The sequence below is a fragment of the Bacillus sp. 05T31 genome, from assembly GCF_056396725.1.
The window spans coordinates 1-11,357 of record NZ_JBFTMA010000072.1; the positions used below are offsets into that span (position 1 = coordinate 1).

Sequence of the window (11,357 nt, forward strand, 5' to 3'; positions counted from 1 at the left end):
AGTAATCAGTGAGGGATAGACCTCCCCGCTGATTAAAGTTTCACTTTATTATCATACTAAATTTTCAGCATATTCACATCAAAAATAAAAAATCCCTTTCATTCTTTTTACAAATGAAAGGGATTTTATGTAATATTATTCATTTTGTTGTTCCTACTCCATTTAAAACATACTTTGTAACACCAACATATATAGCAATCGTTCCTGCAACAAGTGCATACACCATATTAACACACCAACCTTTTTTGATAATGATTATCACTTTTGAATACATTTTATCATTAAAGAGAATCATTATCAACAAATTTCTAAAAAAAGAAAGCTCCTTCGGGAAAAGGAGCTTTACTGCCTGTTTTAAAGAAGTTTAAAACTTGCTGTGCACTCTTATTATATCTCATAATGCACATCTTAGCAGTTTTAAAAATTGGAAATTACCTATATACCCTCCTCTTTACATTTTGTATAATAGAGTGAAACTGTAATTAGTGGGGATATTTCCCATCCCCACTAATTATTAGTTGAACCAATCGGGCTTTTACAAGCAGTAAGACTCCCACCTAGCTTCCTCGTATTCACTGAATTTTGAGGTGGGAGTCTTACTGCTTGTTAATGCGGGATAAAAGGGAATTACTTAACAAGGAGGAAAATAATGACACAAAATATTTCACAAGGCGAGAGGATACATTCCATCGATATTATTAGAGGAATAGCTGTACTAGGTATTTTTCTTGTTAACTGGCCTGTTATCGCTGGGATCGACTCACGTGATCTTTCAGGAGTTTATGAGGGGCTAAATAGCTATATCCGTCTATTTTACGATATGTTTATTCAAACAAAGTTTTATACTATCTTTTCGTTTTTATTCGGCCTAGGCTTTTACATTTTTATGACTCGTGCTGAAGCGAAAACAGATCGCCCAAAAACTTTATTTGTTCGCCGCTTGCTCATTTTATTATTATTTGGTTTCTTGCATTACGTTCTTTTATGGGACGGAGACATCTTACATAGTTATGCCATCGCTGGATTTTTCTTATTGTTATTTTATAAGAGAGAGCCTCGTACTATTTTAATATGGGCATTAGTTTTACTAAGTATTTTTCAATTTTTCATGCTAATCGCTAGTATAGTGGTTGCCTTAGTACCAAAGGCAGAGTTAGGGTTTTCCTTACCGATCATGCCACTTGAAGACTGGRTGTYACAAATACAAAATCGTTTCCATGCRTTTTATTCTGAAGSAATTGGACTAAATGTATTCATGCTCCCAGAAACAGTTGGACTATTTTTACTTGGTTTATACGCYGGCAAAAAAGATATTTTCCGCCGCACGAAAGAGTTAGATCCAAAACTTAAAAAATGGCAAATCATTATGTTCATTTTGACATTACCAATGTGGTTCTTCATGGTCCGTTACTTCTTATCAAAACCATCTTATGAACCATTTTATATGCAGGCCTTTACAATGTTTAGTGGAAAAACATTATTCATATTCTACATTTTCACGCTCATGCGTTTATTACAAAAAGAAAGATGGCAAACATTATTACGTCCGTTCCAATATGTCGGACGAATGGCGTTAACAAATTACATCACGCATACGATTATTACGTTACTTGTATTCGGCCTATTTTTCAAAAATTATTATCCCGCTCCATTATGGGTAGGACCACTATTTTGCATCGGCTTTTATACGTTACAAATCTTTATTAGCCGCTGGTGGCTTTCACGTTACCAATATGGGCCACTTGAGTACATTTGGCGTCTTGGTACGTACGGGAAAATGATGCCACTTAAAAAGAAAAGCAAGGTCTCATAATGAGACCTTGCTTTTCTATGCTTCTCTTAYTGCACTTTGCATMGRRACTGGYTCTTCTTTTACTTTYACTTTACGCTGCGGCACCATATTAAATACAATATTTAAAAGTACTGCTGACGCACTTCCAAGTACAATTCCGTTATCTGTTAAAATACGGATGTTTTCCGGAAGCTGTGAGAATAACGTTGGAACGACTGTAACTCCAAGTCCGATTCCGACAGAACATGCAACAATTAATAAATTTTCTTGTTTTCCAAAATCAACACTGCTTAACATTTTAATACCATATGCCATAACCATGCCGAACATTGCTAGCATTGCACCGCCAAGTACTGATTTCGGAATAATTGTTGTAATGGCTGCGATTTTAGGAATAAACCCAAGAGCAATTAACATACCACCACAAGTATAGATAATGACGCGATTTCTTACTCCAGTTAATTGAACAAGKCCTACGTTTTGAGAATATGTTGTGTATGGAAATGCGTTAAAAATACCACCTAGAACCATCGCTAATCCTTCTGCGCGATAGCCTTTTGTTAATTCTTTTTCACCGATCTTTTTATTACAAATATCAGATAATGCAAAATATACCCCTGTTGCTTCCACAATTCCTACGCAAGCAACGAGAATCATCGTAATAATTGGCGTTAATTCAAATGTTGGTGTACCGAAGTAAAATGGCTGAATACCGTGGAACCAATCCGCTTCTCCAACCGCTTGCAAACTTACTTTCCCCATAAATGCTGCAACGATTGTACCGAACAATAGACCTAGTAAAATAGAGATTGAACGAATAAATCCGTCAAAGAAACGATACATAATGATGATAAATAATAATACACCAAATGCTAACGCTAAATTTTCAAGACTACCGAAATCTTTACTTCCTACTCCTCCAGCCATATCATTAATTGCTGCTGGAACAAGTGTAACTCCAATTACGGTAACGACAGATCCTGTTACAACAGGTGGAAACAGTTTTACAAGCTTTCCAAATAATTTCGCAAAAATAACAACGAATAACCCGGCAGCAATAATCGCTCCATAAATAGAAGACACCCCGTATTGTTTTCCGATTGCAATCATCGGTCCAACCGCTGTAAATGTACAACCAAGTACAACTGGAAGTCCAATACCGAAAAAGCGATTTGATAATGCTTGTAAAATTGTCGCAACGCCGCACATTAATAAATCAATTGAGACTAAATATGTTAACTCTTGTTGATTTAAACCAAGTCCCCCGCCGACAATAAGAGGAACAATAATTGCGCCAGCGTACATGGCAAGCATGTGCTGCATACCAAGCGATGCGATTTTAAATGGATGTTGCTTCATCGTTTATTTCACCTCCGCAGTTTCTTGCTGTACAAATGTAACTGTGCCGTTATCAAGTGATGCAATTTCTGCTAGTGACTCAACACGAACTCCTTGTTCGCGAAGCTTCTTTCCTCCATCTTGAAATGCTTTTTCAATAACAATACCAATTCCTGCAATACTTGCTCCAGATTGCTCTACTAAACTCATTAAACCTAAAGCAGCCTGACCGTTTGCTAAAAAGTCATCGATAATTAAAACGCGATCATTTTCATCGATATGATTTCGAGATAATGAAATTTCATTCGTTTCTTGTTTCGTAAATGAGTATACGTTTGCAACGTACATATTATCTTGTAACGTTAACGATTTACGTTTTCTTGCAAAGATTACTTTTACACTAAGCTCTAATGCAGCCATAACTGCTGGTGCAATGCCTGAAGATTCAATCGTCACGATTTTTGTAATGTTCTCTTCTTTAAAACGYTTAGCAAATTCTTTTCCGATYTCTTGCATAAGTACTGGRTCAATTTGATGATTYAAAAATGCATCTACCTTTAATACRTCACCAGATAAAACCTTTCCTTCGTTCAAAATCTTTTCTTGTAATACTTTCATGTTTGTTCCCCCTCTTATGCAATAAAAAAACTCCAAAAGCCGCCACCACTCGTTACAAGTGAGAGACGCGCTTTTGGAGTTTCGCAAAAAAGAATGCTAAACAAGCAAATATATTCGTCCTCACTCATAGTCAAAGTATTTACGGTACTTCGGTAGAAACTTGCAGGCCATATCCCCGCGATTATATGAGTGTAGCTAACTATTTATTTTATAGAAGGATTATAACGCACTTTTTAAATTTTGGAAAGCATTTATTAAAAAAACACGTACGAATTTTATGAAAATACTATTTTCGTTCGAGTTTTGCAAACTCTTACATTTCATATTTAAGCGTCGTTAAAATGATTGGACCATCTTTTGTAATCGCAATTGTATGCTCATATTGAGCTGATAATTTACCGTCCATCGTTCTTGCAGTCCACCCATTTAAATCTACTTTAGAATATCGCATACCTACATTTACTATGGGCTCAATTGTAATTACCATTCCTTCTTGTAACTTAGGCCCTTGTCCTTGTTTACCAAAATGAAAAATCGCTGGTTCTTCATGAATCTCTTTACCGATCCCGTGTCCCGTAAAGTCTCTTGCGACAGAAAAACCTTCATTTGCTACATAACTTTCAATTGCGTATCCAATATCTCCAACATGATTACCACTTATCGCTTGCTCAATCCCTTTATATAAAGCACTCTCTGCTACTAACAATAACCTTTTTGCTTCATCAGAAATATCTCCAACTATATACGTCCATGCAGAATCTGAAAGACCACCATTTAAGTTTACTACCATGTCAATCGTCACAATATCTCCTTCACTTAAAGGAACATCTGTTGGAAACCCATGACACATTTCATTGTTCACAGATGCACATATTGCGTATGGATAATCGTTATATCCTTTCTGTTCGGATCTGGCACCATGCTCTTCTAAATATGCTTCAACAAACGTATCAATTTCTTGTGTAGTGATACCTGGTTTCATCATTTTTGCAATTTCTCTATGACAAGAAGCTAGTAACTTCCCCGATTCATGCATCAAATCTATTTCATTTTTCGTTTTAATTGTAATCATACTACCTCTCCTTACTAAACTTGCTATTTGCTACTAAACTTCAATCATACACATCCTCTTCCAAAATTTCAAAACTTCTAATTACAACAAGTACAAAAACAAACATCATTTATTTCTACATCAAAATAAAAAAACAGAAGTTCTCCTCTGTTTTTTAATCATTTTTACATATATAATTCATTTTCAAAAACTCAAAACAACTACCATTTGTTTTCTGTATAAACGTTCCAACARCTTCGAATCCTGCTCTTTTATACACTTTAATCGCTMTTTCATTAAATGTCGCTACTGATAGTGTTATATAATTGCATCCGTATTTTTCTTTACTAAAAKCTARTCCAGCTTTTAMGAACTGTAGACCAAATCCATTCCCAGTTATATCAGGTCTCATTCCAAGACCTATATCAACCGTTTGATTATTTATGTTACTAAAACTAAARAAACCAATGAGAGTACCATTTTCCTTCACAGAAAATGTATGATTCCCTCTACTCTCATCCTCTAAAAACTCAGCTAAATCTTCTTCATCTGCCTCTATATCATAAAAGGAATACTCCCCTTCATAATGCCAGTTATATGCAATTTCTTCTGCTTCCGCTYGCGACATTACTGTAAACATATAGCCCATTTCTCTCACTCCCTCATAAAAAAAAGCTGCAATTAAGCAGCTCCTGTTTTATAACTCATAAATCTCTTTATATTTAGCTTCTAAATAATCAGCTAAGTAGTTTGCATTTAAACCTTCACCTGTCACATCTTTTAAAATTTCAAGTGGTTTTTTCGTTTTGCCATATTGGTGAATATTCTCTGTTAACCATTCACGAATTGGTGTCACGTTTCCTTCTTCTAATAATGCATCAAAGTTTGGAATATCCTTTAGCATCCTATGTTTAAATTGCGCTGCATACATATAACCAAGCGCATAAGATGGGAAGTATCCAAATGAACCACCAGCCCAGTGAACATCTTGCAATACACCTTGTGCATCGTTTTCCGGACGAATTCCTAAATATGCTTCCATCTTATCATTCCAAGCCGCTGGCAAATCCTTCACTTGTAATGTACCATCAAATAATTCTTTCTCAAGTTCATAACGAACCATGACGTGAAGCGGATATGTAAGCTCATCTGCTTCTATACGAATAAACGATGGCTTCGATTCGTTAATCGCATCATAAAACTCATCTACTGATATATCATTAAATTGACCATCGCTATACTCTTTTAATAAATCATAATTTTTCTTCCAGAATGATTTATTACGACCGATAAAGTTCTCAAAGAATAATGATTGTGACTCATGAATACCCATAGAAGTTCCACTACATAGCGGTGTACCTTCAAATTCCTCTGCAATATTTTGTTCATATACAGCATGACCACATTCATGAATTGTGCCGAAAACAGCCATACGGAAGTCTTTCTCATCGTAACGAGTCGTAATACGAACATCCCCTCTATTTAATGTAATTTCAAAAGGATGTACCGTTTCATCAAGACGACCCGCTTCAAAGTTATAGTTCAATTGTTTTAATAACTCTAAAGTAAAATTCTTTTGTTTTTCTTTTGAAAAATGTTCAGCTAAAGCATTTGTTTTTAATTCTTTTTTAGACTCAGAAATTTCTTTCACAAGCGGAACGATACGTTCACGTAGTTGACCAAATACATGATCTAACACTTCTACTGTGATTCCCGGCTCATACATGTCTAATAGCGTGTTATATTTGTACGTTTCGTAACCCCAATATGTAATAAACTTCTTTTTGAATTCAACAATTTTTTCTAAATACGGACGGAACATTTCGAAGTCAGATTTTTCGCGAGCTTCTTCCCATACACTTTCCGCTTTCGCTTCTAATTTCACATACGCTTCATATTCCGCTTGTGGAATTTTCTTATTTCTATCATATTCTTTACGACACTCTTCAACCATTTTCTTTGTCGTTTCAGAAAGTTTATTTTCAACAATTAAAGATTCTAGTTCAGTTAAATAGTTCCCCATCTCATCTGAAGTCGACATCACAAACACTTCGGATGAAAGCATTCCAATTACTTCTGAACGCTGGTCTACTCCTTGCTTTGGTGCACCTGTTCTTAAATCCCAAAACATTAAGCTTAATGCCTCTCCGTAATTCTCTATCTTCTTCACATATGTTAAAAATTGTTTTTCCACTTCATATGTAGCAACTGTCATAGTATAAAAAACCTCCTTTTTCTACCTCAAACTTATTTCGACACTGAAACATAAATTCCTTTTCTAATAGAAAAAAAGCTTGGCAAATGCCAAACTTTTCCCTACAACATTTTTTCGCTTAAAGTACTTTTCCTTCTACCGGAAGTACTTTCTTCACTGCTTCTATCACTTTTTCATCTTCATTATCTGATAAGAATAATGATATAGCACCTTTATCTTCACTTGTACGAATTAAACGTCCAATTCCTTGGCGAAGACGTAAAATCATATAAGGCACATCTACATCCCAGAATGGATCATTCACATGTTTACGCTTCGCCTCAAACACAGGATCGTTTKGAGGGAATGGTAATGACCAAATAATAACATGTGATAATGATGAACCTGGAATGTCTAAACCTTCCCATAAATGAACGGCACAAAGTACAGTCTCTTCTTCATTTTGGAAACGAGAAACGAGCTGACTAATTTCTTGATCTCCTTCATATAGGAACRGMACTGACATTTGCTCTTTACTTACATATTCTTTAAACGCTGCAAGTTCTTGCGTTGTACGGAATAATACGAGTGTACGTCCATTTGTTTTTTGTATATTTTCAAGTGTATATTGACACTTTCTTTCCCATTCATTTTCTTTCGTATACGGAAGTAAGTTTACTGTCATTTGCTCTTCATAATCAAACGGCGAAGCAACTGAGAATGATAAGTAATCTTTTACCCCTAGACTATTTGCAGTAAATGCGAACGAATCATTGTCAGATAATGTCGCAGAAGAGAAAATATATGGAATCTTCTTCGAGAATACTTTTTCTTGTAACACTTCTTCAACTGCACGCGGCATAATAACTAATGTGAAAGCACCATCGCCTTCTTCACCCCACGTAATTACATTTTTCTCGTGCATGAAAAGACGAAGTGAATGCTCTAACACATCTAAATGCTCATCAACAATATTTAAATCGTATGTGTTTACTGTATGCATTTCACTTTCAAATACTAATGCATCACCGACTTCACCGATTTTCGCATAAAGTCTTTTCGCTTCTGCAGTTACCTTTTCTGTCACAGTAATTTCTAAACGATCAGAACCTTCAATTTCCTTTTTATTCTCTTGTAGTACCCCAAAGAATTGTTCAGTTTGCCAAATTGTTTCTTCTACTAAATGTGCGAACTCTTCACGAATATCATTTTGTAATAATCTCGTTAAAAGTTGCTCCATCATCGTTTGTTTTAAACGGTACGTTAAAGCTTTTTGAGCTGCATATTCTACAAGATGCCCTTCATCGAATACAACGCAGCTACTTTCTGGTAATAACGGAATTTGTCCTTCACGTTTGCGAGCTTCGTACGTCCAAATATGATCCATATAGAAATCTTGAGAACAAATGATTAAATCTGCCGCTTTACGATAATGCTCGCGCGAAAGAGTTTGACCACAACGATGACGAGAATCACAAGTGAAGCAATCTTGGAAGTAATCCCAGTTTACCTTTGACCATTCCTCGTCATTTAACAGTGGAAATTCTTTTCGATCACCATAGTGAGTAAAGTTCTGCATCGTACCATGATCGAATACGAACTGAGGTAATTCGTAATATACATCTTCAATTACTTCTGGAGCTCGTCCACTCATAACATCTTCAAGTTTACGTAAACATAAATAATTATCCATTGACTTCGCAAGTCTAACATCAACAGATAGCCCTAATGCTTCAGATAACTTAGCAATGTCTCCTTCTTCTTTCACAAGCTGCTCAATTAACGTTTCATCTGCACAAGCGATAATAGCCGGCTTCCCTGTATAACGTGCATAACAAATTGCATATAGAAGATATACAATTGTTTTCCCTGTTCCTACACCCGCTTCTGCAAACATAACTTTCTTCTCTTGGAAAGCGCGCTCTAACTGAAACGCCATAAAAATCTGTTCATCACGCTCTTCAAAGCCCTTTTCCGGAAGAATGTCGTAAAACACATCTCCAATCCACTCATTCAACTTATCATAAAAATTATCTTGTTTTCCTACTTCAAATGGTAACCTATTCTCAGTAAACATCCTTAGCCTCCAACCAAACAGTTTTTCTATAAAAAGATATAGCAACTGCTACTCACATGTGCGCAGCCACTTTCCCCTGTTACAATACATAGAAATACACGAAAAAAAATTTTCCTTTCGAAAAAGGAAAATTTTTTTCTATATTAATAACCTTAAATAACGTTTATCAATCGCTGTTTCATGTGAAAGAGCTGACAAATATTCTTCCTGCGCTTTTTGTATTCCATCTACAATTGCACCTTGACTATCCACTTCTTTTCCGAGCTCATCATACGTACGGTGAATAGCTTTTTGAATCATCGATAATTGGAAACTATCCATATCACTTCCTCCTTTACGCATTACATAATAGCCAGTATATGCGTGCTGGAGGAGTTTTATACTATGAATTACGCGGTGGACGCTTTCCGAAGTATTGATAGTAATCTGTACGGATAAATCCGTTAAACAGTTTACGYTTTTTCGATGCATCTTTCCCATAACATTTCTCAAATGCTTCATAACTTGTTAATAAATACATTGACCACGTATCTAATGGGCGGAATACCTCTCCCATTTCTTTATATAATTTTTCAACAAGCGCTCTTTCACTTAAACGTTCTCCGTATGGAGGATTCGTTACAACATAGCCATATTCCTCTTTTGTCGTGAAATCTTTTACTTGCATTTGTTTAAATGATATAAGATCCCCTAATCCAACTTCTTCTGCGTTATCCTGGGCAACTCTTATCATACGGTGATCGATATCTGATCCAATGATTTGCAATGGTTGATTATAATTAGCTAAATCTTCAGCTTCTTGACGAGCTTCGCGCCAATTTTGTTTACCAACCCAGCCCCATTCATCCGATGCAAAGCCTCGGTTAAATCCTGGTGCGATATTTTGTCCAATTAATGCAGCTTCAATTGGAATTGTACCAGATCCACAGAAAGGATCAACGAAAGGACGATCCGCCTTCCAGTTTGTTAACTTAATTAAAGACGCAGCTAATGTTTCTTTTAAAGGCGCTTCACCTTGCTCAAGACGGTATCCACGTTTATGAAGACCTACACCACTCGCATCGATTGTTAACGTCGCAATATCCTTGAGCATTGCAATTTCAATACGGAATAACGGTCCATCTTCTTCAAACCAAGTTGTGCGTCTATACGTTGTTTTTAATTTCTCAACAACAGCCTTTTTAACGATACGTTGGCAGTCTGAAACGCTAAATAATGTTGATTTCAAAGATTTCCCAATAACAGGGAATTCTCCATTCTCTGGAATATAATCTCCCCAGTTTAACGCTTTTGTTTTTTCAAATAACTCATCGAATGTTGTTGCTTTAAATTCGCCGACTTTAATTTTCACACGGTCTGCAGTACGTAACCATAAATTCGTACGACAAATCGCTTTTTCATCCGCTTCAAACGTTACCTTTCCGTTTTCCACTTCACATTCATAACCAAGATCGCGAACTTCTCGGGCAACTAACGCTTCAATACCCATTGCCGCTGTTGCAATTAAAGTAACTTTTCCCATTTGCATTCACCTCTTATGTATAATCAAACAATAATTAATAACATGTTGTCCTATTAATTATCACATATTACGAAGAATATTCTCACTTACCATTTTAACTCACAAYTTATAACTTCATACAAATAAAAAGCCCTCCTCTAACAAAGGAGAGCTGAGTTATTTCATAGTTGGTTCATAACGTTCTGTAAGCCATGTTCTGTTCCTTTGTACTGCAAACGGCCCACGCCTCGTACTCCGGTGGTAATCATCTATCTACAGGTTACGAAAACCTGTCCTTTTCCGTCGTTCATTTCCTTGGAAAAGATTCCCCTACCATTATTTGGGTTTCTCGCTCGTGGGGTTTACCTCGTTCCACTCCTATCATTTCTTCAAGGACTTCGTCACTGTGGCACTTTAAAGGTAGTCAAACCATATCCGAAAGGACTTAGGTTTTTTCCCTGCCGTTAAACCAGCCTTGCAGCCAGAATACCCTAGCTTATGACTTGGCTAGGCACGAACACTACAGCCATCTCAGGCCGTGCGAGCATGGACTTTCCTCTACAACGTTGGCGTTGCAGCGATTACCCAAACGTTATGACAAACATTAGTATAGTGGAAACAAAAAGATTTTGCAATGTTTTTTTCTATGTAAAATGCTTTAACCTTTTTGTTACCTTAATTTATTCGTATAACTTACTTCCAAATACAGCTTTTTCTAAATTAGATAGACGTTTTAAAATATCCGTATTCGTATTGTTATACACTGGTTGTGCAACTGGTGTTTGT

General features: G+C 36.1%; 10 protein-coding genes, 1 other RNA gene, 1 pseudogene and 1 riboswitch. Of the genes and pseudogenes, 1 reads left to right on the plus strand and 11 read right to left on the minus strand.

What is annotated here, in order from left to right; translation table 11 throughout:
* Positions 1-139 precede the first annotated feature (139 nt).
* The gene (locus AC1DJR_RS07250; protein ID WP_002011935.1) at positions 140-295 is read right to left on the minus strand and encodes a hypothetical protein; all 156 of its coding nucleotides are present in this window, start codon (positions 293-295) and stop codon (positions 140-142) included.
* A 354-nt stretch (positions 296-649) separates the two neighbouring features.
* Between AC1DJR_RS07250 and AC1DJR_RS07255 the strand changes: the two genes are divergently transcribed.
* Positions 650-1,813, plus strand: coding sequence for a DUF418 domain-containing protein (locus tag AC1DJR_RS07255; protein WP_477002294.1), 1,164 nt, complete (start codon positions 650-652; stop codon positions 1,811-1,813).
* A gap of 15 nt (positions 1,814-1,828) precedes the next feature.
* On the opposite strand, the gene pbuX is transcribed toward AC1DJR_RS07255, so the two are convergent.
* The 10 genes and pseudogenes from pbuX to AC1DJR_RS07305 form a co-directional block, all read right to left on the minus strand.
* Positions 1,829-3,151: a xanthine permease PbuX gene (gene pbuX / locus AC1DJR_RS07260; RefSeq protein WP_477002295.1), complete on the minus strand. Its 1,323-nt coding sequence runs from the start codon at positions 3,149-3,151 to the stop codon at positions 1,829-1,831.
* A gap of 3 nt (positions 3,152-3,154) precedes the next feature.
* Positions 3,155-3,748, minus strand: coding sequence for a xanthine phosphoribosyltransferase (locus tag AC1DJR_RS07265; protein WP_477002296.1), 594 nt, complete (start codon positions 3,746-3,748; stop codon positions 3,155-3,157).
* A 107-nt stretch (positions 3,749-3,855) separates the two neighbouring features.
* A riboswitch (purine riboswitch) is annotated at positions 3,856-3,957 on the minus strand.
* A 104-nt stretch (positions 3,958-4,061) separates the two neighbouring features.
* Positions 4,062-4,820: a type I methionyl aminopeptidase gene (locus AC1DJR_RS07270; protein WP_429686657.1), complete on the minus strand. Its 759-nt coding sequence runs from the start codon at positions 4,818-4,820 to the stop codon at positions 4,062-4,064.
* Positions 4,821-4,974: 154 nt separating this feature from the next.
* On the minus strand, positions 4,975-5,448 hold the full coding sequence (locus AC1DJR_RS07275; RefSeq protein ID WP_477002297.1) for a GNAT family N-acetyltransferase: 474 nt from the start codon (positions 5,446-5,448) through the stop codon (positions 4,975-4,977).
* A 48-nt stretch (positions 5,449-5,496) separates the two neighbouring features.
* Positions 5,497-7,014, minus strand: coding sequence for a carboxypeptidase (ypwA, locus tag AC1DJR_RS07280; protein WP_002086575.1), 1,518 nt, complete (start codon positions 7,012-7,014; stop codon positions 5,497-5,499).
* A 118-nt stretch (positions 7,015-7,132) separates the two neighbouring features.
* Positions 7,133-9,070, minus strand: coding sequence for an ATP-dependent DNA helicase (locus AC1DJR_RS07285; RefSeq protein ID WP_477002298.1), 1,938 nt, complete (start codon positions 9,068-9,070; stop codon positions 7,133-7,135).
* 138 nt (positions 9,071-9,208) lie between these two features.
* A complete protein-coding gene (locus AC1DJR_RS07290) occupies positions 9,209-9,391 on the minus strand; it encodes a DUF3921 family protein (protein ID WP_113770068.1) in 183 nt (60 codons plus the stop codon).
* Between the two features lie 61 nt (positions 9,392-9,452).
* Positions 9,453-10,592 (minus strand): THUMP domain-containing class I SAM-dependent RNA methyltransferase, encoded by a 1,140-nt coding sequence (locus tag AC1DJR_RS07295; RefSeq protein WP_002011868.1) that lies wholly within the window; start codon positions 10,590-10,592, stop codon positions 9,453-9,455.
* A 180-nt stretch (positions 10,593-10,772) separates the two neighbouring features.
* Positions 10,773-11,164, minus strand: an RNA gene (gene rnpB, locus AC1DJR_RS07300) — RNase P RNA component class B.
* Between the two features lie 87 nt (positions 11,165-11,251).
* Positions 11,252-11,357: pseudogene (locus AC1DJR_RS07305) on the minus strand (cell division regulator GpsB); the annotation flags it as partial.

What these genes read in the sequence shown, in the direction of transcription:
- AC1DJR_RS07250 (WP_002011935.1), bottom strand. Translation starts at nt 295, where the DNA reads ATGATTCTCTTTAATGATAAAATGTATTCAAAAGTGATAATCATTATC.
- AC1DJR_RS07270 (WP_429686657.1), bottom strand. Translation starts at nt 4,820, where the DNA reads ATGATTACAATTAAAACGAAAAATGAAATAGATTTGATGCATGAATCG.
- ypwA (WP_002086575.1), bottom strand. Translation starts at nt 7,014, where the DNA reads ATGACAGTTGCTACATATGAAGTGGAAAAACAATTTTTAACATATGTG.
- AC1DJR_RS07290 (WP_113770068.1), bottom strand. Translation starts at nt 9,391, where the DNA reads ATGGATAGTTTCCAATTATCGATGATTCAAAAAGCTATTCACCGTACG.